Origin of the sequence: Luteibacter sp. UNCMF366Tsu5.1, from assembly GCF_900119235.1 — a bacterium.
In the GTDB taxonomy this organism is placed as follows: Bacteria; Pseudomonadota; Gammaproteobacteria; order Xanthomonadales; family Rhodanobacteraceae; genus Luteibacter; species Luteibacter flocculans.
The window spans coordinates 1,185,633-1,204,590 of the sequence record NZ_FPIS01000001.1 but is presented as its reverse complement, the minus strand read 5'-3'; the positions used below and the strand labels follow the sequence as shown (position 1 = coordinate 1,204,590).

At 65.1% G+C, this 18,958-nt stretch carries 20 protein-coding genes; 11 read left to right on the top strand and 9 right to left on the bottom strand.

Annotated features, from left to right (window positions below; translation table 11 throughout):
- Positions 1–148: 148 nt before the first annotated feature.
- The 3 genes from BT115_RS05305 to BT115_RS05295 all read left to right on the top strand — a co-directional run bounded on the left by BT115_RS05305 (position 149) and on the right by BT115_RS05295 (position 1,841).
- Positions 149–352 carry a transcription antiterminator/RNA stability regulator CspE gene (locus tag BT115_RS05305; RefSeq protein WP_036111837.1) on the top strand — a complete coding sequence of 68 codons (204 nt, stop codon included), beginning with the start codon at positions 149–151 and terminating at the stop codon, positions 350–352.
- A gap of 303 nt (positions 353–655) precedes the next feature.
- On the top strand, positions 656–1,522 hold the full coding sequence (locus BT115_RS05300) for a pirin family protein (RefSeq protein ID WP_072321445.1): 867 nt from the start codon (positions 656–658) through the stop codon (positions 1,520–1,522).
- A gap of 13 nt (positions 1,523–1,535) precedes the next feature.
- Positions 1,536–1,841, top strand: coding sequence for a DUF962 domain-containing protein (locus tag BT115_RS05295; RefSeq protein WP_218184718.1), 306 nt, complete (start codon positions 1,536–1,538; stop codon positions 1,839–1,841).
- Positions 1,842–1,910: 69 nt separating this feature from the next.
- On the opposite strand, the gene cqsA is transcribed toward BT115_RS05295, so the two are convergent.
- The 3 genes from cqsA to BT115_RS05280 all read right to left on the bottom strand — a co-directional run bounded on the left by cqsA (position 1,911) and on the right by BT115_RS05280 (position 5,785).
- Entirely contained in the window at positions 1,911–3,176 is a 1,266-nt protein-coding gene (gene cqsA, locus BT115_RS05290; RefSeq protein ID WP_072321443.1) for an alpha-hydroxyketone-type quorum-sensing autoinducer synthase, read from the bottom strand.
- Positions 3,177–3,446: 270 nt separating this feature from the next.
- Positions 3,447–4,484, bottom strand: coding sequence for a response regulator (locus BT115_RS05285; protein ID WP_072321442.1), 1,038 nt, complete (start codon positions 4,482–4,484; stop codon positions 3,447–3,449).
- Entirely contained in the window at positions 4,484–5,785 is a 1,302-nt protein-coding gene (locus tag BT115_RS05280; RefSeq protein ID WP_177257382.1) for a sensor histidine kinase, read from the bottom strand. The genes BT115_RS05285 and BT115_RS05280 overlap by 1 nt, the downstream gene beginning before the upstream one ends.
- Before the next feature lie 165 nt (positions 5,786–5,950).
- Between BT115_RS05280 and BT115_RS05275 the strand changes: the two genes are divergently transcribed.
- Positions 5,951–6,781: a tRNA threonylcarbamoyladenosine dehydratase gene (locus tag BT115_RS05275; protein ID WP_072321441.1), complete on the top strand. Its 831-nt coding sequence runs from the start codon at positions 5,951–5,953 to the stop codon at positions 6,779–6,781.
- A gap of 1 nt (position 6,782) precedes the next feature.
- Here BT115_RS05275 and BT115_RS05270 read toward each other — a convergent pair whose 3' ends face one another.
- Complete coding sequence (locus BT115_RS05270) at positions 6,783–7,850, bottom strand: aminotransferase-like domain-containing protein (protein ID WP_072321440.1); 1,068 nt, start codon at positions 7,848–7,850, stop codon at positions 6,783–6,785.
- A gap of 52 nt (positions 7,851–7,902) precedes the next feature.
- Here BT115_RS05270 and BT115_RS05265 point away from each other — a divergent pair, with 52 nt between their 5' ends.
- Positions 7,903–8,154 (top strand): GIY-YIG nuclease family protein, encoded by a 252-nt coding sequence (locus BT115_RS05265; RefSeq protein WP_072321439.1) that lies wholly within the window; start codon positions 7,903–7,905, stop codon positions 8,152–8,154.
- A 9-nt stretch (positions 8,155–8,163) separates the two neighbouring features.
- On the opposite strand, the gene BT115_RS05260 is transcribed toward BT115_RS05265, so the two are convergent.
- Complete coding sequence (locus BT115_RS05260) at positions 8,164–8,568, bottom strand: DUF3224 domain-containing protein (RefSeq protein ID WP_072321438.1); 405 nt, start codon at positions 8,566–8,568, stop codon at positions 8,164–8,166.
- Positions 8,569–8,678: 110 nt separating this feature from the next.
- Here BT115_RS05260 and BT115_RS05255 point away from each other — a divergent pair, with 110 nt between their 5' ends.
- The 3 genes from BT115_RS05255 to BT115_RS05245 all read left to right on the top strand — a co-directional run bounded on the left by BT115_RS05255 (position 8,679) and on the right by BT115_RS05245 (position 12,812).
- Positions 8,679–9,554 carry a 2OG-Fe(II) oxygenase gene (locus BT115_RS05255; protein WP_072321437.1) on the top strand — a complete coding sequence of 292 codons (876 nt, stop codon included), beginning with the start codon at positions 8,679–8,681 and terminating at the stop codon, positions 9,552–9,554.
- A gap of 103 nt (positions 9,555–9,657) precedes the next feature.
- On the top strand, positions 9,658–11,907 hold the full coding sequence (locus BT115_RS05250) for a M1 family metallopeptidase (RefSeq protein WP_072321436.1): 2,250 nt from the start codon (positions 9,658–9,660) through the stop codon (positions 11,905–11,907).
- Positions 11,904–12,812, top strand: a complete 909-nt coding sequence (locus tag BT115_RS05245) for a hypothetical protein (RefSeq protein WP_072321435.1) — start codon at positions 11,904–11,906, stop codon at positions 12,810–12,812. The genes BT115_RS05250 and BT115_RS05245 overlap by 4 nt, the downstream gene beginning before the upstream one ends.
- Positions 12,813–12,833: 21 nt before the next feature.
- On the opposite strand, the gene BT115_RS05240 is transcribed toward BT115_RS05245, so the two are convergent.
- The 3 genes from BT115_RS05240 to BT115_RS18850 form a co-directional block, all read right to left on the bottom strand.
- The gene (locus tag BT115_RS05240) at positions 12,834–13,370 is read right to left on the bottom strand and encodes a GNAT family N-acetyltransferase (RefSeq protein ID WP_072322266.1); all 537 of its coding nucleotides are present in this window, start codon (positions 13,368–13,370) and stop codon (positions 12,834–12,836) included.
- 21 nt (positions 13,371–13,391) lie between these two features.
- Positions 13,392–13,853 (bottom strand): SET domain-containing protein-lysine N-methyltransferase, encoded by a 462-nt coding sequence (locus BT115_RS05235; RefSeq protein ID WP_072321434.1) that lies wholly within the window; start codon positions 13,851–13,853, stop codon positions 13,392–13,394.
- A 134-nt stretch (positions 13,854–13,987) separates the two neighbouring features.
- Positions 13,988–14,314: a ComEA family DNA-binding protein gene (locus BT115_RS18850; protein ID WP_072321433.1), complete on the bottom strand. Its 327-nt coding sequence runs from the start codon at positions 14,312–14,314 to the stop codon at positions 13,988–13,990.
- A gap of 193 nt (positions 14,315–14,507) precedes the next feature.
- On the opposite strand from BT115_RS18850, the gene BT115_RS05225 reads away from it, so the two are divergent.
- From BT115_RS05225 to BT115_RS05215, 3 genes are all read left to right on the top strand, one after another.
- The gene (locus BT115_RS05225) at positions 14,508–15,950 is read left to right on the top strand and encodes a M20 family metallopeptidase (RefSeq protein WP_072321432.1); all 1,443 of its coding nucleotides are present in this window, start codon (positions 14,508–14,510) and stop codon (positions 15,948–15,950) included.
- Positions 15,947–16,651 (top strand): YggS family pyridoxal phosphate-dependent enzyme, encoded by a 705-nt coding sequence (locus BT115_RS05220; protein ID WP_072321431.1) that lies wholly within the window; start codon positions 15,947–15,949, stop codon positions 16,649–16,651. Before BT115_RS05225 ends, BT115_RS05220 begins: the two co-directional genes overlap by 4 nt.
- 246 nt (positions 16,652–16,897) lie before the next feature.
- On the top strand, positions 16,898–17,599 hold the full coding sequence (locus BT115_RS05215; RefSeq protein ID WP_072321430.1) for a C40 family peptidase: 702 nt from the start codon (positions 16,898–16,900) through the stop codon (positions 17,597–17,599).
- A 402-nt stretch (positions 17,600–18,001) separates the two neighbouring features.
- Here the strand turns inward: BT115_RS05215 and BT115_RS05210 are convergent, their stop codons facing one another.
- A complete protein-coding gene (locus BT115_RS05210; RefSeq protein ID WP_304441865.1) occupies positions 18,002–18,928 on the bottom strand; it encodes an aspartyl/asparaginyl beta-hydroxylase domain-containing protein in 927 nt (308 codons plus the stop codon).
- Between the last annotated feature and the right edge of the window lie 30 nt (positions 18,929–18,958).

Here is an 18,958-nt window from a genome sequence, read left to right as displayed (position 1 = left end):
ATCGGACCTACTGTGTCTGCGCGGTCACGCGAGTGACCCGATGTAAGCGAGCAGTTCTAGCGCTCCATCGCCTCACCCCGGTCCTGCATGCTCAGTAAGTCGCCGGCTCGCGAGCCGGGTTTTCGTGTGTTGGATAGAGGTGTGTGTGATGGCAACTGGTACTGTGAAGTGGTTCAACGACGCTAAGGGCTTTGGCTTCATCACTCAGGATGAAGGCGGTCCGGACGTGTTCGTGCATTTCCGTTCGATCCAGGGCAACGGCTTCAAGTCGCTTGCCGAAGGTCAGAAGGTGGAATACACCGTGACCCAGGGACAGAAGGGTCCGCAGGCGGACAACGTCGTCCCGAAGTGATTTATTCAGGTCGGCTGCCTACGGGCGGCCGGCCCGATTAAACCTGGCTCCTCTGGCGCTACGCGTCGGAGGAGTTTTTATGAGCAGCCGAATCGAGGCGCGCAAGTCGTCTCTCTTTCCGGTGCGCGCTCGGTCGGTCTTGTGAGAGCCGCCATGGCGGCGAGGGACCTGCTGCTTCTATCCAGGCATTGAGTGGTATGCCGGCAGCGCTTCCTTCCCGAGCAGTCCCGCGCCAGCGGACGAACCGTCAAGACGTACCTCCGACAGTCGGGTAGGCTTTGTGCTTCACTATCGAGGCCCGCCATGACCGCCATTTCTATCGACGGCAAGACGCGTGACCTGGGCGGCGGTTTCGTCGTTCGACGCATGCTGCCGCACCTGAAGGCCCGCCACGTCGGCCCCTTCGTTTTCTTCGATCAGATGGGCCCCGTGGCCTTCGACGATGACGCCGGCCTCGACGTCCGTCCGCACCCGCATATCGGTCTGGCGACCGTCACCTGGCTGTTCGATGGAGTGATTCGCCACCGCGACAGCCTCGGCAGCGCCGTGGACATCCACCCTGGCGACGTCAACTGGATGACCGCCGGGCGCGGCATCGTCCATTCCGAGCGCACGCCGCCCGAAGCGCGGCACGATCACGAGACCCTGCACGGCATCCAGGTCTGGGTGGCTTTGCCTGCCTCGCATGAGCGCATCGAGCCGGAGTTTCACCACCATCCTGCGGCCGAGCTGCCAAAGGTGGAACGCGACGGCGCCCGGCTCGTGGTGATCGCAGGTGAGGCGTTCGGTGCGACGTCGCCCGTTCGCGTGTTTGCCCCCATGTTCTTCGTCGAGGCACGCCTCGAAGCCGGCGCGCGTCTCCCGATGCCCGAGCAGCACGCCGAATGGGGCGCGTATGTGGTGAAGGGTGCCGCGCGGTTTGGCGACGTGGAGCTGGGCGCCCTGGACATGGCGGTGGCGCATGACGGCGCACCCCCGGAGCTCGAAGCGAAGGAACCCTCGCTGATCATGCTGTTCGGTGGCGCGCCACTCGATGGCGAGCGACATCTGTGGTGGAATTTCGTCGCCAGCTCCCAGAATCTCATCGACGCCGCAAAGGCGGATTGGGCGGCGGGCCGGTTCCCGCTCGTTCCGGGCGATGAATACGAGCGGATTCCCTTGCCGGAGTGAGCGGGAGGTCGACGTGGAACGTTTCGCCAGCTTTCGCGAGTTCTATCCGTACTACCTTGGCGAGCACGCCGACCCGCGTTGCAGGCGATTGCATTTCGTCGGCAGCTGGGTCGTGCTCTTCGCGATCGCCATGCTCGTCTCGACCGGACAGTTTCTGTGGCTCGTGCTTGCGTTGGTGGGCGGCTATGGCTTTGCCTGGGTCGGTCACTTCGTCTTCGAGAAGAATCGGCCGGCGACGTTTCGCTATCCCGTTTACAGCCTGATGGGCGATTGGGTGATGTTCGCCGACATCCTGCGTGGTCGGGTGTCGCTGCGCTAGGGATGCTCCGAACAAGTTTGCGCTTGTGAGAACTTGTTCAGAGCATCCCTGGGTCGCCGGCCGTCTGGCTCACGCCACTTCCGCCGTTGCGAGTGCGCGCTCCGCGTCCCTCCTGGAACGGCGCGTCGCGCTCCACGCGTCCAGTTGCAGCTCGCTTCGTGCGGTCCGGCACACACTGATCAGGCGCTCGACATCATCGTCGCTCATGCCTGCGTTGAGAGTGAGGCGTAGGAGTGATCGATTGACCGTCGTTGCGGGTGCGCTGAATACGGACCCGAACACGCCGTGCCGTTCCATCACGTCGCGCACGTGCCCGGTCAGGATTTCCTGGCCAGCTTCGAACGCCACGATCTGTTCGGTACCGTCGCCGATCGGATAACCAAGCGTCGTGAGTTCCTCGCGCACGTAGCGCGTGACCTGGCGCAGGCGCTGCCGCCGCCAACCCTCGGTCTGGATGACCCGATGCGACGCCGACAGCCCAGCCAACTCGTGCGGCAGCAACGAGGAACTGAAGATCGCGGGCAAGGCTTCGCAGCCGAAGTAGTCCTTGAAGCGGGTCGTGCACGCGATGAAGCCTGCCCGTGAGCAGTACGCCTTGGCCAGGCTGGCCGTGATGAAATGCACGCGGTCGTTGAGGCCCATGCTGGCCACCAGCCCCTCCCCACGCGAACCGTGCGTACCGAGCGAGTGGGACTCGTCCACCACGAGCACGCAGCCTTGCGCCTGGGCGATGTCCGCGATGTCGACCAGCGGGGCCACGCTTCCGTTGGTGCTGTACACGGCATCGACGACGATCACTCCGGGGCCGTTGCGCAGTACCTGGCGCTCCAGGTGCGCCGGGTCGTTGTGCAGCACCGACACGGCCTTTGCCCCCGCGCTGCGGATGCCCTCCCACAGCGAGGCGTGCGCCAGCACGTCGATGTACACGGGCACGCGTTCAGCCGCGATGGATTGGATCAAGCCCACGTTGGCGGCGAAGCCCGATTGCGCGAGGATGCCGTCCTCGCTGCCGACCGCGCGTGCCAGCTCCGCTTCCACACGGTGCAACGGCTGCCCGTCGTCTTGCTGGAAGAGAGCGGACATCATCATGCCGAGGCCCCCTTCCGCGAGGGCGTCACGCTGGGCCTCCACGATCTCCGGGTGCCCCGCGATGGCGAGATAGTCGTTGCTTTGGAGCATGAGGGCGTCGGGTCCCGGCTGCCGCCCGCGCAAAATGTGACGGCCACCCCAATCGATGGCGATGCGTTCGTTGTGAAATCGATCGACCCTGCGTGCAACGAAATCCGGAAGTGCCGGCGCCTTGGCGATCGGGTGGAGGATGGAAACGTTTTCCATGGGATTCTCTCTCTGGTTGAGGGCGGGCGAAGTCCATACCTGCCACCAGAAAGCGAACAGGCACGCGCCGGCCTCGCCCAGGCAGGCGCGAAATCACAGGAAGAGGCGTTTACCGGAAGCCCTGTGAAGGGCGCCGCGCCTCAGGCCATTACCAGAGAGACGTATGACGGACCGTAGGGTCCGAACGAGACGATTTCCAGACGACCGACCGCGCTGCGTGGCGACGGTCGGAAAGGTGCTGCTGCCGTTGGCGCGGGAGGCGCCGGTCGTCTAGAGGAACCGCGAACGGCTGTCCGCGGCGAGGCTCAGGTCCTGTTCGCGCAGCCATGCACGGTACGACTTGACGTGTTGCAGGCGGAAGCGCTGCACCTCGTCGATCAGTGCGTAGTAGTACCACTGTTCGCCCGACACCGCCGTAGCGGGATGCAATTGCGATTCCGGATCGATCACGCCCTTGTGATAGAACCCGTCGCGCGAATTGAACCAGGGCAGGGCGGAACCGCGCTTCAACGCTTCGAGAACGGCGGTTGGCGCACCGAGATCTGCCGCAATTTCATAGTGCGTGCGCAGGTCTTCGTCGGTCTGGACCAGCAGGAACCGCCCGATGCCCCAGGCGTCGACCAGCAGAAGACCAGTAGGGTTGCAGTGCACGTAGCATTCCACCGGCTGGAAGGTGGCCGTGACCCCTTGCAGCACCTCGCGGAAGGCAGGATCGCGAAGGAAGCGGAAGTTGCCCAGGGCGAGGGTTTCCGCCACGAAGGCGCTGGCGCGCTCGAAGTAGCGATGCTGCAGCTCGGCGATGGCGGTCTGCAGCTTTTCGATCGCCGCAGGGTCGTTCTTGCGGATGAAACGATCGATCACGCCGGAGTTGAAGGCGTCGATGGCCGTCGCGTCATCGGCGCGGCCCGTGAGAAGAATCTTGCCAATATGCGGATTCGGCAAGCGCTTGCAGAAGGTGATGCCGTCCATTTCGGGCATCGCCTGATCCACCACGACCACCGAGATCTCCGCGAAGCGCTCCGGGTCGTATACGACGCGGTGGATGGAATCAATGTCCAGCGCGACCAGTTCCTGGGTCTCGGAGGGGCGGTCCTTCCAGCGATACAGCCAGCCGCCGCCGGGCACGGGACGGCTACCGTTGTTGCCCAGCGTGGCCAGCGCACTGCGCGGCGAACTGAAGGTGCGCACGCGCATCATCGGGTCGAGCAGCAGCGGCACGACCTCCAGGTACTCCTCGTGGTCGTCGACGAGTACGGTCGTGGTCGGGAAATGGAAGGGCTGGATATCGCCCTGAGAGTTCAACGTCATCACTGCCGGTCCCCGGTCTCCGGATGCGGGAAGGAGAGGGTGAACTCGGTGAATTCGCCCAGATTGGTACGGCATGCGATGCCACCGCCCATATGCTCCATCGCCGCGTGACAAAAAGCGAGCCCTATGCCGAGGCCAGTGACCGTGCCGGCCCCCGCGCTGTCGCTTCCATAGGAATAGAAACGGTTGAAGATGCGCGGGACGACGTCGGGCGGGATGCCGGGGCCGGTGTCGTAGATGCGGATGCGGTTGGCGATTTCGTCGGGTTCGATGAAGATTTGGATCTCACCCTTGCCGGCCCGGTCGGTATGGAACAGAGCGTTGCGCAGGAGATTGAACACCACGTGGACGACCAGTGCCTCTTCGCCCAGCAAGGTGAAGTCGCCCGTGGGTGAGAGGGTGATGCGGTCGCGCTCGGCCCGGGAGCCGTAGGGGAACCGTCGAAGCGCCTGCTCGACGCACTCGCGCGCCCCCAGCGTCGTCAGGGGTACCTCGCCGATCGGTCGTGCCGAAAGCAGGAGCATGTCGATGATGGTGTTCGCGTAGGTCACCTCGCGCTCCATCACGCCGATGCTGCGCTCCAGCGCATGCAGGTTCTGTGCTCGCATGTCCGGCACGGGAAGCCCCTCGCGCTCGGCCAGACGATGACTGCGAATGAGGTCGGGCATGAACCGCGCTACCGCCCGCGCGGCGATACGCAACGAGCCCAGGGGGGTGCGCAGCTCGTGGGCGATGTTGTTCGACGCAGCCGTCAGGGCATCGATGCGCGACTGTTCCGCCATGTTCGCCGAGACCGTGCAGGTGGCCCCGCCGACCATCGCGAACAGCAGGAGCGGGATGTATTCCAGCATCGTCCGCGTCTGCAGGTGGGCTTCCGGGGACAGGGCGAACACGAGTCCTGCGAGCATGCTGCCGATGGTGAAGACCACGAGGAAGCTCGCGATATCGAACAGCATCATGAGCAGCATGACGCAGGCAAGGTGCGTCATCAGCCATGCCGGCGTGGCGTTGCGCAGGGTCATGTAGCCGACGAAGAACGGCATCGCCACCGTCATGGCGAAATACCAATAGGTGGGCAGGTGCGCGCGCAGGCTGCGCGGCCACCAAGGCAGCAGGGCGAGCGGAATGAAGGTGGCGCTGCACAGCAGCCGCATCGGCAGGTTTTCGTAGGGCTGCGGGAAGAGGTAGGCCCAGACCGGGTAATACACGGCCAGGCAGAAGCTGCCCACCACCCCGATCGCGACCATCTTCGGCTGCGAATAGCGCGTGCGCAGGAACATCGTGTTTTCGAAGCGCGACATTACCCGTAGCAGCCAGAGCCGCAGGCGGAGGGCAGCGCTGGTTCGAGCCGGTTTGTCCGGGCTGGTGGACATGGGCGATAACGTGGACGTGAAAAGGTCGGAAGACACGCGGAGGCCCGGGTGTGCGGATGCCGCCAGCATAGCCCACGGTCGCGTTCCGTCGATATGAGACAATCGGCGGACCCTTTTCCTCCAGAGCATTCCGTGAGCACGGCACAGGCCGAACGTTTCGCCGGTATCGAACGCCTCTATGGGCGTGGCAGCCTGGACCGCCTCGGCGAGGCCCATGTCTGCGTCATCGGGGTCGGTGGCGTCGGTTCGTGGGCCGCTGAGGCCCTCGCTCGCAGCGGCATTGGCCGCCTGACCCTGATCGACGGGGACGATGTCTGCCTGTCCAACACCAATCGCCAGTTGCACGCGCTGGACGGCCAGTACGGCAAGCCCAAGGTCGGTGTCATCGCCGAGCGTGCCCATGCGATCAATCCCAGCTTGAGGCTCGAAGCCGTGGAGCGGTTCCTCACGCCCTCCACGCTCGACGAGCTGCTCGATCGCCACTACGACGTGGTGATCGACGCCTGCGATGCGCTCAAGGTGAAGCTCGAGACCATCGTCTGGTGCCGGCGGCGCAAGCTACCGCTGGTGACCGTGGGTGCGGCGGGCGGGCGCACCGACCCCACGCAGATCCGCGTTCGCGACCTGTCGCGCACCGAGCACGACGCCATGCTTAGCATGATCCGGAAGAAGCTCCGCCAGGAGCACGGTTTTCCCCGAAATCCGGATCGGTTCTTCGGCGTGTCCGCGGTGTACTCGCTGCAGAACGTGCGCTACCCGCAGGCAGACGGCAGTGTCTGCGGCGTGCGGCCGCCGGGCAGCGATGCCTTGAAACTCGATTGCGGTGGCGGTCTCGGCGCGGCTACGCACGTCACGGGTGCCTTTGCCTTCGCTGCCGTGGGCAAGGCGCTGGAAAAACTGACGGCGGCCAGTGCCAAGCGCTGAGTCAGAGCACCTGCGCGACGAGCCGCAACGCCTTTTCCAGCCGCGCGGGGTCCTCTTCGGCACCTAGCGCAAGGCGAATGCCCGCGGGTTGGCGATCGGCAGACACGAATCCGCGCGATGCGGCGATGCGTACGCCGTGCGCGAGCAGGCGTTCCTCCACCGCGACCGGATCGGCGAAAGGCAGCCAGGCATGCAGGCTCGATGCGTGGGTTACCAGCTCGGGACCAAGGATGCGACGTGCCGTCGCGTTGCGCTCGGCCATCGTCAGGGCCAGGGTTTCCAACAGCGCATCTGCCGTGCCGTCGTCCATCCAGCGGCTGACGACGGACGGCCAGAGGGTAGGTATGCCGTCATGTTCGCGCTGCATCGTGACGGCGGTGAGCGCGCAGGTCGGCGCATCGGGATGCAGCAGCCAGCCGACCCGGAGTCCCGGCCCGAGGATCTTGCCCACACCGCCCGCGTGCAAGGTGCGCTCGGGCGCCAGCACCGCAAACGGCGGCACGGCATCGCGGCCATGCCAGGCGAGCGGACCGTACACGTCGCCTTCGATCAGGGTGAGTCCGAGCGCTTCCGCCACGGCAGCGATGTCCATGCGCCGGGACAACGGCATCGTCGCGGTCGTGGGGTTGTGCAGCGTGGGCTGGACGTAGACGACGGTGGCACCGTTGCGCTCCGCTGCCAGGGCAAGCGCATCGGGGCGCATGCCCTGGCCGTCCATGCCCACGTCCACGCAGCGCAGCCCCATGGCATCGGCGAGCGCACGCACGCCCTGGTAGGTATGGTCTTCCACAAGCAGCACGCCGTTCGGCGCGCGCGCTTGCAGGAGCGCCAGGCGCAACGCTTGTCGGGCGCCGAGCGTCAATGCGATGCGTGACGGGTCGACCGCGCCGTGGCCGCCAACGCGCCGCAGCCAGCCAGCGATGGATCGGCGCACTGCCAACGCGCCTGCCGGATCGGGGTAGCCGAGGTCTTCCACGGCGATAGCGGTCTTGGCAACGGCGTTTCCGAGCGCTGCGGCGACGTCGGTTCGCAGCGGCAGATTCACGGCCAGATCGTAGGGGGGCGTCATGCCGACACTGTAGGAGGGCGACGAGGCCGCTGCCAGGGCCTAGACTTCGCGCATGTGGTGCGTCTATCTCATCGAATGCCGCAACGGCGCATGGTACGCCGGGATCACCAATGATCTCGACGCGCGTTACGCAGCGCACGTGGCGGGGAAGGGCGCTCGGTACACGCGTGCGAACCCGCCAGTCAGGCTGCTCGGTGCGCGCCCTTTCGCCGACCGTTCGGCCGCTTCGCGGGCGGAGTACGAGGTAAAGCGCCTGCCGAAAGCCAGGAAACTCGCCTGGCTGCTTTCTAACGACGACGCCTAGGGCGTGTTCCTAAGGCAGGCTGTAGTCGAGGTCGTAATGGTGCGTGCCGTCCTTGGCGATGTCGATCGACAGGCGGCCTGCGATGCCTTGCAACTGCCCTGTGCCGGAATCGGGAACGATGCCGATCGTGAGCTCACGGCCCGCGGAGGACATCACACCCCGGTGCACTAGGGCGAAGCTGCCTATCCGGCCACCGAGGGTGCCGGTGAAGCGCTCGACAGCGACATAGGCGGCGGAACCGGTCGTGCCGCTGCTGGATGCGGTGAGCATCGTGCCCTTGGAGGTGCCCTCCCACTCACCGTGGAACACCTTGGCGAGCGCCATCGAACCGAGCACGGAACCCTCGCCCTCGTCGGGCGCCCCAGCAGGTGTGATGGACACGTCGAACGTACCGTGTGCGTGGTGATCGGACATTGGGGTACCCCTATGCGTTGGACTGACTTAGGATGAATGCGACACGCACGCTCCGATGCCATGAATGCAGGATTCCTTCCGATCGGAGCCTCATGGCGAAAGGGAGTTCGATGAACGACAGAGGCCATGCCATGGGATCCCGCCTGCACACAAAGGTTACCGCGGACTGGCATCGCTGGCTCGCCGAGGCCGTCGCCGCGGGATACGCCGCGCCCGACCTGCTGACGACGATGAAGGAGAACGGCTTCGACGAGCGCGCCTCGCGCGATGCTATCGCCGACGCGCTGTTCGGCAGCCCGTCGCCGCCGTCGAACGCGCCGGAACCAAGTACCTTCCGCAGCCACCTGCGTGCCGGCCATGTGCTCGATGCGGGAGATCGCCAGGTCAGAGTGTTGGTTCGCGTGGCACGCCCCACGATCGCCGTGCTGGATGGCGTGCTCGATCCGTCCGAGTGCGAGGCCTTGCGCGCGCTCGCCACCACCCGCCTGGCGCGGTCCCAGGTGGTCAACCCGGGCACGGGTGTCGGTGTGGTGCAGGATATCCGCACCAGCGAGGGCGCCAACTTCGGCCGCGGCGAGACGCCACTGATTGCGCGGATCGACGCACGTGCCGCGGCGATCATGAACCTGGATCAGGAACACGGCGAAGGGCTGCAAGCCATGCGCTACGGCCCGGCCGCCGAGTATCTTCCGCATTTCGACTACTTCCCGCCGGACGACCCCGGTAGTCAGGCGCATCTTCGCAACGGCGGTCAGCGGGTCTCCACGTTGATCATGTATCTCAACGACGTGGATGCGGGCGGCGAGACCATCTTTCCGCGGATCGACTTCAGCTACGTACCCCGGCAAGGGCAGGCGCTGTATTTCGAGTACAACGCGCCGGACGGTTCGCTCGATCTGCTCTCGCTGCACGGTGGTGCACCCGTGCTCTCGGGAGAGAAGTGGATCCTCACCAAGTGGATGCGCGAGCGACCGTTCCCCGGCTGAATGCATGCGCGCCCTGGCGTGGCGGGGAAACGTGACCTTTGGCCTATATCGGCGCGCCGCCACGTCAACGCACTCTCATCGGCATCAAGGGGAGGATGCACCGATGCGCCGCAAGGCAGCCAGAATCGTTCGTTTCGTCGCGGCCAGCACGCTGCTTTTTGCGTATGGCAGCTCGGCGCAGGTAGCGTCGCCGCCGCCCTCGGTACCGGCCGCCGCGTCCTCCGCGGCAGCCCCTTCCACGACAGCACCTACCGCGGCAGCCGGCGAGATTCCCTTCGCCTCGCCGCGTGCGGCCTTCGTGCGCACACCCAGCGCGCCGACGGCATGGGGCGGCCCGCGTAGCGGCAGCGAAGCCACGCTGTCCGACCGCGTGGTGTCCTATCGGATCCAGGCGCGCCTTGACCCGGCCAAGCACACGGTGGACGGCCAGCAACAACTGACCTGGCGCAATCGCAGCGACCGGCCGGTGTCGGCCGTGTTTCTCCATCTCTATCTCAACGCGTTCGAAAGCGAGGGCAGTACGTTCTTCAGCGAGCGCCGCGTGCTCGCATCGCAAGGCGGCTCGCGCGGCATCGCCGAAGTGAAGAAGGGCGAGTGGGGCTACATCGACCTGGGCAACGTGGAGCAGGACGGCGCTGCGTTGAAGTGGCACTACGTGCATCCCGACGGCGGCCCCGCGACTGACCACACCGTGGTGCGCGTGGACCTGGCGCAGCCGGTGCCCGCGGGTGGCAGCGTCACCCTGGACATGAATTTTCACAGCCAGTTGCCGCGCGTCATCGAGCGCACGGGCTATGTGGGCTCGTTCCACCTCGTGGGGCAATGGTTTCCGAAGATCGGCGTGCTGGAACTGCCGGGTGAGCGCGGGGCGACGGAACCGCGCTGGAACGTGCATGAGTTCCACTTCAACAGCGAGTTCTACGCGGACTTCGGCGAGTTCGACGTCCGCATCACCGCACCGCACGACTATGTCATCGGTGCCGTCGGCGAACAGCAGGGCGAGCCGGCGCCGGAAGGCAACGAGCTGACCTGGCACTTCGTGCAGGCCGATGTGCATGACTTCGCCTGGATGGCCGCACCCGGATATCAGTCGATCGACGGCGAGTACACCGGTCCCGGCAGCCCTCGGGTCAAGGTACGCGTAATCTATCCCGCCGAGTACGCGGCAAGCGCCAAGCCGGTGTTGAAGGCATCGATCGATTCGCTGGCCTATTTCTCCTCGACGCTTGGTCCTTATCCGTACAAGACGCTCACTGCCGTGGTGCCGCCGTTCAACGCGGCCGAAGCGGGCGGCATGGAGTATCCAACCTTCTTCACCGCGGACAGCTACCGCGACGTTGAGCCGAAGACGACGAACGAGTACCTCCTGGACTTCGTCACCATCCACGAATTCGGTCACGGTTACTTCTATGGCCTGCTGGCCTCGAACGAATTCGAGGAACCGATGCTCGATGAGGGTCTGAACGAGTACTGGGACGATCGCATGCTGCGCGAGCGCAAGCAGGTGCTCTATCTGACCACGCCGTTCTGGAAATTTTTCGGCGTGGAGCCGCCGATGCCGTCCTTCATGCTCGAACGCATGACCGCTCGCCTGCGCAAGCCGTCGGACCCGCTCGGCGAAAACTCATGGGATCGCCTTTCGAGCGCCGACTACGCCACCGTGTACTCGCGAACGGCCACGGCGATGCACGATCTGGAAGAACGCCTCGGCAAGGACGTGATGGAGAAAGCCTTCCGTCATTACTATGACCTGTGGCATTTCCGTCATCCGTCCATCGCCGACCTTCAGGCAGCCGTGGCCGAATCCTCGGGCAAGCCGGAGATCGTGGCGCAGGTATTCGATCAATACGTATATGGCACCGCGCGCATCGACGACAGCGTGACCGACATCGTCAGCGAGGAAGTGCTGCCGCTGGCGGGCGTGTCGATGAAAGACGGTCGTCGGACAGAGGTGTCGTCCGACGACAACGACAAGGCCGTGGAAAAGCAGCGCGAAGCGTGGAAAAAAGCCCATCCAGATGCGGCGCCCGGCACAGGGCCATTCCCGTGGAAAACGACGGTCACGGTCTGGCGCGATGGCGCGTCGGTCCCGCAGACCCTCAAGGTGTCCTTCATGGACGGCTCGGTGGAAACCGTTCGCTGGAACGACGATCGTCGCTGGGCGCGCTTCGCCTTCACCAAGCCGGTGAAGGGGGCCTCCGCGGAGCTCGACCCCGACCGCAAGATCTACCTCGATGCCAACAAGCTCGACGACAGCCGTACCGTGGAAGCCAACCACGCTGCCTCGAAGCGCTGGACCGCCGACTTGGCCGCCGTGCTGCAAGGCCTCTTTTCGGTTCTGGGGACGCTATGAACGCTCATCAACGACGCTCGCCTTTCGCTGCACTCGGCACGGCCGCCGTGGGAGCGCTCCAGTGGCGACTCATGCTCCTGTGGATCGTTGTGACGCTGTTGCCGACTCTTGTTGTCGCCTTGCCCCTGTGGGGCCTGCTCGACAACCTGCTCGGGCACAGCGTGCATGCCGACTCGTGGGCGGCGCATTTCGACGGGCTCATGTTCGCCGACGTGATGGCAGCGTTGCGCGGCGGGAAGGGCTGGATCGGCATGGCCTTTGTCGCGGGCGTGCTGGTCACCCTGCTGACGGCACCGTTCCTGGCCGCCATGGTGGTCGCGAGCGGGCGGGCGCAGCGGGCCCTCGGTTTCGGCGGCCTGCTGCAAGGCGGCGCGGCTGAGTACGGGCGAATGCTTCGGCTCTCGATCCTTTCACTGATTCCCTATGGCATCTTCATCGCGCTCACGCATGGCGTGTCGTCCTTCGCGGATGACAAGGTCGACGCCGCTTTGAGTGTCGTACGTGCGGATACCTACCAGCATGCCGCGCTGGCCGTAACGTTGCTGATCTTCGTGATAGCCCAGGCGATCGTCGAATCGGCGCGTGCGCAATTCATGGCGGACAGCAGTCTTCGTTCCGCCTTCCGCGCCCTCGGCCGCGGTACTGTCGCTGCGCTGAGGCGACCGTTCGCCACGCTGTTCGTCTATGGCGTGATCACCCTGGTGGGCATGGTCCTGGCCGTGGCGATTGCGTCATGGCGCGGGCATACGACAGCCGTGGGCAGCGGCTGGCTGGCCGGCTTTCTGATCGTGCAGCTAGGGGTGGTTGTGCTGGCGTGGATGCGCACGGCGCGCCTGTTGGCGCTGGCGGGTTTGGTGGCGGTGAATCCGCGTCGGCGTCGCACCGACTTCGCCCCGGCGCTCTAGCGCCTGGCGAACGCGCGCCGGTCAACCGGCGCGGCGGACTTCGCGGTGCGGCGGGTAGTACGCGAACAGGTGTGTCGCGCCGCCGAGAAAATCGATGTTGTCGATGTGCTCGCCGCCAAGCCGCTCCGCGACGTGGTCGGACGCTTCGTTGCCAATGCGCACCATGCTGATCACGCGCTGCGCGTGCAGCTGGTTCCAGGCGAAATCGAGGATCGCTTCGCCGGCTTCGGTGGCATACCCGTGGTGGCGGTGTTCCGGCTTCAACATCCAACCGAGTTCCAGGTCGGGCCAGCCTTCGGGTTTCATCAGGCCGGCGCGGCCGATGAATTCGCCGGTGTCCTTCAGTTCGATGGCCCACATGCCGCAGCCACGCAGCGCCCAATGGCCCAGCAGCATCGCCATGGAACGCCACGCGTTCATCCGGTCGAGCGGTTGGCCGTCGCCGATCCAGCGCGTGCTCTCGGCGTCCGCGAGCATGGCCGCGTAATCGTCGAAGTGGCGTTCGGTGAGGGCTGTGAGCCGCAGGCGCGGCGTTTCCAGGACGGGAATGTCTGCAATTGCCATCGAAGTGACCAGGTGTCAGCCGAGCAGGCGGGCCAGGGCGCGGGTGCTTTGCGCGAGGCTCTCATGCCAGGACAAGCCGGTTATTTTCTCACCAGTCGCCGCGTCTTGGAAGCTCTCGTCCTGCCCAGGGGCGAGGAGATGACGGTAATCCACCGTAATTTCAGTGCCTTGCGGGAGGTCTTTCGCGGCGAAGATGAAGCCGAGGTGCCAGAGGCCGGTGGGCTCGAAGCTGTGGTTCACGTAGCACTCGTCCGGCCACTCCGGGGAGACCGTGTAGCGGTCCTCGAACCAGCGGGCGGCTGAGTACAGGTTGGCGGCGAGGGCGGGGGTGGCCTGGATCTCGTCCCAGCCATGCGTGCGATCGATCTGGTCGGGCGCCGTTACGACGCGCCCGGCGGCCACGAACTCGTCCACGAACAAGCCCTTGCCGGCCCCAGGAATGCCCGAAGCGGCGATGCGGTAACGCGGCAGGATCATTGCGACATCAAGCCCCTGTGACGTACGGGAGGGCGAGTGCCGACCCGACATGGGGCGCGAGTGTAGCGCGTTCGGCGGCCGGTGGCGGATCGCCGGGGCCGAACGCGCTAGGGGATCAATAACGGTGCGAGCGATCAGTCCTCGTCGTCACCGGCGCGGGGGCGCGCGGGCTTGGGCGCCTTGGCCTTCTTAGCCGTCTTGCCGCCGTCGACCTGGATCGCGTCGCGGTTGCGGTCCACCAGCGATGCGCCGATGCCTTTGACCTGCGCCAGCTGGTCGGCGTTTTCGAACGCGCCGTTCGCCTCGCGCCACGCGACGATCGCCTGTGCCTTCACGAGGCCCACGCCGTCGAGCGACTCCGCGAGCGCGGCGGCGTCCGCCGTGTTGATGTTCACCGGCGTCGAAGCGAGAGCGAGCGGCGAGAGCAGCAGCCCGGCCAGGGCAATGAGATAGCGTTTCAAGAGCGTCTCCTTTGGGGATGCGTCGAATGACGCCGGATCACTCTGCGGGTCCGCGGGTTGTCCGCGAACCGGCGCGCCGAGGGAAAGCACGTGCGACACCGCCGTGACGGCGCAACCGGCGGGGACCACATCGAAAGGGGCGTCGCTGTCGTCGCTGCTACAATCGGCCTTTGACCCGACGAGCCTTTTCCTCATGGATACCTCCCGCATCTCTTCCTTCGTCAGCGGCCTCTGGGACGCGGAAATCGTGCCGCAACTGGTCGAATACATCCGCATCCCGAACAAGTCGCCGATGTTCGACGCGCAGTGGCGGGAGCACGGTTACATGGATCAGGCCGTGGCGTTGATGGCGTCGTGGGCGCGCTCGAAACTCGGCGCCTTCGAAGGCGCGGCACTGGAAGTGGTGCAACTGGAAGGTCGCACGCCACTCATCTACATCGACATTCCCGCGCAGGGCGTGCAGGGGAAGGGCACCGACGAGACCGTGGTGCTTTACGGACACCTCGACAAGCAGCCGGAAATGTCCGGCTGGGCCGATGACCTCGGCCCGTGGACGCCCGTCATCAAGGGCGACAAGCTCTACGGCCGCGGCGGCGCGGACGACGGTTACGCCATCTTCGGCTCGCTCGCTGCGTTGCTCGCCCTTCGCGAACAGGGCGTGCCGCATGCGCGTTGCGTGATTCTCATCGAAGCGTGCGAGGAGTCCGGTAGCTACGACCTTCCGTACTACGTGGATCATCTGGCCGATCGCATCGGGCATCCGGCGCTCGTCGTTTGCCTCGATTCCGGCTGCGGCAACTACGATCAACTCTGGCTCACCACGTCCCTACGCGGCATGACCGGCGGCAATCTCACCGTGCAGGTGCTGGAAGAGGGCGTGCATTCGGGCGACGCCTCGGGCGTGGTGCCCTCCAGCTTCCGCATTCTTCGCGACCTCCTGAGCCGTCTCGAAGATCCGCACACCGGCACCATCGTGCCGAAGGAACTGTACGTCGACATTCCGGCGCAGCGCGTCGATCAGGCGCGTCGCTCCGCGGAGGTGCTGGGCACCGCTGTCTACGACAAGTTTCCGTTCGTCGAAGGCATGCAGCCGGTGACCGACGATCTCACCGAACTGGTGCTCAACCGGACCTGGCGCCCGCAGTTGGCCGTGACCGGCGTCGGCGGCATGCCGCCCCTGGACAGCGCGGGCAATGTCCTGCGCCCTCGTACATCGGTGAAGCTCAGCCTGCGCGTGCCGCCGACCCTGTCGGGCGCGGAAGCGGGCCGCTTCCTCAAGGAATTGCTTGAGAAGGATCCGCCGTACGGCGCAAAGGTCACGTTCGATCTCGAGAAGGACGGCAGCGGCTGGAACGCGCCGGCGCTGTCGCCGTGGCTGGAGCAGGCCGTTGCCGAAGCCTCGCAGCACTACTTCGGCGCACCGGCCGCCTACATGGGCGAAGGCGGCAGCATTCCGTTCATGGGCATGCTCGGCGAGAAGTTCCCGCGGGCGCAGTTCCTCATCACGGGCGTGCTCGGCCCGCATTCCAACGCGCACGGCCCGAACGAGTTCCTGCACATCCCCACCGGTAAGCGGGTGAGCATGGTCGTGGCTGATGTCGTCGCTCGGCACTTCCAGGAAGCGTCGAAGGCATGAGCGACGCCCCGGGCACGCTAGCGGGTCGCTTCGCCATCGTGCAGGCGTCGGTTGCCGATGCTTGCCTGCGTGCGGGGCGCGATCCTTCCGAGGTTGCTCTGCTGCCGGTAAGCAAGACTTTCGGTGCCGACACCGTCCGTGAAGCTATCGGCCTGGGCTGGCGACGCTTCGGTGAGAACAAGGTGCAGGAGATCCAGGCAAAAGCCGCGGCACTCGCCGACGAAGACGTGTCGTGGGTCGTCATCGGCCACCTGCAGACCAACAAGGCCAAGGCGGTCGCCGCCTTGGCCAGCGAGGTTCAGTCGCTCGATCGCCTGGACCTCGCCGTCGCTCTGGACAAGGCCTTGCAGGCGCAAGGCCGCAGCCTGGACGTGCTGGTACAGGTCAAGACCTCGCCCGAGGAAACCAAGCACGGACTGGCGCCCGACGACCTGCTTTCGTTCCTGGATCAACTGAAGGCGTTCCCCTCGCTGCGCCTCCGCGGGCTGATGACGCTGGCTGAGGCGTCCGAGGACGAAAGCCGCGTACGGGCCTGTTTCCAGCGCCTGTATCGCCTGCGTGACACCGCCCGCCAGGCTGGCCATTCGGCCGATCGTCTGTCCATGGGCATGAGTGGCGACTTTGCACTGGCGATTGCCGAGGGAAGTACCGAGGTGCGCATAGGCAGTGCGATCTTCGGGGCACGTTCGTACAAGGCGTGATGCCTTTCATTCGCTCCGAACAACGTCATCGGCCCTCACATTCGTGAAGGCAAGTGCCTAAGGTTGTTCATGTTTTCGGCCTCCAGCCCGCAGTTTCCTACGACTTCTATGAATGTTTCCTAGGAATGGCCGTTTTTAACTTTATGCCAACAACAAGGGTGACTCGGTTTGGTAACTTCACCCCTCGTTCACGGTCGTCTCACCTTCACGGCGGCTTAACTCCACGATGAATAGGCCTTTCCGCTCATGTATTTAAAGCGACTGACCGCTCTCGCGTTAGCCACTTGCTGTACCGCCGCCGTAACACCCGCTTTTGCCGATACGATCCAGGCTCCACAAGGTCTCGACCAGTCCGCCACGCTTCTCCTCACCGATCTTCCGGTGTTCGCGCCCGCCACGGCGCTGGCCCAATCAGCGGTTCCCGACGCCACCTCGCTGATCGCCGCTCCGAAGGCCGCTTCGAACGCCCCGCTCACGGCCGACACCGACGCCGACGCGGATGACGACGACAGCCTCGTCGCCGCCGCCACCGACAAACTCGCTGGTCACGTTGATGGCCATGCCCGCGAGGCGCTTCTCGCCTTCGCCATGAAGCTCCGTGACATCCGCTATCACCGCGGCGGCCGGGCTCCCTCCACCGGTTTCGATTGCAGCGGCTTCGTCCGCTACGTGTTCATGCACAGCATCGGCCTCGACCTTCCGACCAACTCGGCCAGCCAGTTCCTCGCAGGCCTCAAGGTCAAGCGCAACGAAATGAAGACGGGCGATCTGGTCTTCTTCCGCACCCGCGGTAAGGCCGTCTCGCACGTCGGCATCTACATCGACAACGGCCAGTTCATCCATTCGCCGTCGGCCGGCAAGACCGTACGCGTCGATAGCCTCAACGAGGCCTACTGGGCCAAGCACTTCGTGGGTGCCAAGCGCCCCGAAGGTATCGCCAAGATCTGACGGGCACCCTTCAACGTATATTTCCGAAACGGCATGCTCCGGCATGCCGTTTTTTTTGGTTTCCCGTGGGAGCCGCTATAGCGGCGAGAAACCAACGAAGCGGTGTAGCGACGAGGCAAGCTCCCATCGCCAGCAGGCTGGCTCCCACCGGCAAGATTCCCTCGCCGCCATGGTGGCTCCTACGAGAGCGCTGAGGCGGCTCCCGCAAGGGGCCGATTTGTCACGGTATCCGGGCGCGAGGGGCGCAGCCATAAGCCACACACGGCCGCGCAGCGGCCTCTCTACCCAAGCGACGGTGAAGCCGATGCGCCGAGAGCGGCGGCCGATGGCGTTTCCCTCAAAGCTCCTAGCGCTACACCGCTGGCGAAGCCGAGCGACGAGCGGCTTAGCCCCAGCCCGATCTCACCCGCGAAAGAACGGGTAGGGCGCGAGGAAGATGAGCCAAATCATCACCACAATGCCTGCGTACTTCAGCACCCGAAAGAGCTTCGGATTCGCCTTCTTGAAACGCCGCGTGCGCTCACGCCCACGCTGATTGAGCGCGAACATGCGATTGACGAAACCGACCTGCTCCTTGCCATCGTCGCTGTTCGGCGAGGCCGTGATCGACCCCATGAACGCGCCCACGCGCTTGTTGATCGCCGTCATGAGACCGCTCTTCAGCGGGCGCTCCACGTCCGCGAAGAGGATGACGCGCGTCTGGTCCGTGCGATTCTCCGCCCAATGCACATAGGTCTCGTCGAATACGACGTCCTTGCCGTCGCGCCAGGCATGCATCTCGCCGTCGACGAAGATGCGACAGTCGTCGGAGTTGGGCGTGATCAGGCCCAGGTGATAGCGCAACGAGCCAGCAAACGGATCGCGATGCGGGTTGAGTTTGCTGCCCGGCGGCAGCAACGCGAACATCGCCGCCTTCACGCTCGGGATCGCATTCAGCAGCTTCACAGTCTCCGGGCAGAGCGCTTCCGCAGACGCCAGCGGTTCGCCGTACCACTTCAGATAGAAGCGCTTCCAGCCTTGCTTGAAGAAGGAGTTGAACGAGGCATCGTTATGCTTCTCGGCCGAGCGGATAAATCCCTCGTCGAAGAGATGCAGGGCTTCTTCGCGGATTTTCTGCCAGTTGTTCTGCAGCAGGTCGAGCTGCGGAAACCCGCGGCGGTCGAGAATAGGGCGCGCCGGTACAGCGGAAAACGCGTACATCAACAAGTTGTACGGCGCGAAGATCGCCGAATGATCCACCAACTGGCGATCGAAGCGGAGGCGCGAGCGGCCGCGGAGGTGCACCAGCAACACGCACAGCGTGAACAGGATCAGCACATACAGAACGATGAAGCGAGGTCCGAGGAAATTCATGGAAGG

Excerpts from the sequence above, each read along its gene's own strand:
- BT115_RS05305 (WP_036111837.1), top strand. The coding sequence starts at position 149 with ATGGCAACTGGTACTGTGAAGTGGTTCAACGACGCTAAGGGCTTTGGC.
- BT115_RS05300 (WP_072321445.1), top strand. The coding sequence starts at position 656 with ATGACCGCCATTTCTATCGACGGCAAGACGCGTGACCTGGGCGGCGGT.
- cqsA (WP_072321443.1), bottom strand. The coding sequence starts at position 3,176 with ATGGAAAACGTTTCCATCCTCCACCCGATCGCCAAGGCGCCGGCACTT.
- BT115_RS05285 (WP_072321442.1), bottom strand. The coding sequence starts at position 4,484 with ATGACGTTGAACTCTCAGGGCGATATCCAGCCCTTCCATTTCCCGACC.
- BT115_RS05280 (WP_177257382.1), bottom strand. The coding sequence starts at position 5,785 with ATGTCGCGCTTCGAAAACACGATGTTCCTGCGCACGCGCTATTCGCAG.
- BT115_RS05275 (WP_072321441.1), top strand. The coding sequence starts at position 5,951 with ATGAGACAATCGGCGGACCCTTTTCCTCCAGAGCATTCCGTGAGCACG.
- BT115_RS05270 (WP_072321440.1), bottom strand. The coding sequence starts at position 7,850 with ATGACGCCCCCCTACGATCTGGCCGTGAATCTGCCGCTGCGAACCGAC.
- BT115_RS05265 (WP_072321439.1), top strand. The coding sequence starts at position 7,903 with ATGTGGTGCGTCTATCTCATCGAATGCCGCAACGGCGCATGGTACGCC.
- BT115_RS05260 (WP_072321438.1), bottom strand. The coding sequence starts at position 8,568 with ATGTCCGATCACCACGCACACGGTACGTTCGACGTGTCCATCACACCT.
- BT115_RS05255 (WP_072321437.1), top strand. The coding sequence starts at position 8,679 with ATGAACGACAGAGGCCATGCCATGGGATCCCGCCTGCACACAAAGGTT.
- BT115_RS05250 (WP_072321436.1), top strand. The coding sequence starts at position 9,658 with ATGCGCCGCAAGGCAGCCAGAATCGTTCGTTTCGTCGCGGCCAGCACG.
- BT115_RS05245 (WP_072321435.1), top strand. The coding sequence starts at position 11,904 with ATGAACGCTCATCAACGACGCTCGCCTTTCGCTGCACTCGGCACGGCC.
- BT115_RS05235 (WP_072321434.1), bottom strand. The coding sequence starts at position 13,853 with ATGATCCTGCCGCGTTACCGCATCGCCGCTTCGGGCATTCCTGGGGCC.
- BT115_RS05225 (WP_072321432.1), top strand. The coding sequence starts at position 14,508 with ATGGATACCTCCCGCATCTCTTCCTTCGTCAGCGGCCTCTGGGACGCG.
- BT115_RS05220 (WP_072321431.1), top strand. The coding sequence starts at position 15,947 with ATGAGCGACGCCCCGGGCACGCTAGCGGGTCGCTTCGCCATCGTGCAG.
- BT115_RS05215 (WP_072321430.1), top strand. The coding sequence starts at position 16,898 with ATGTATTTAAAGCGACTGACCGCTCTCGCGTTAGCCACTTGCTGTACC.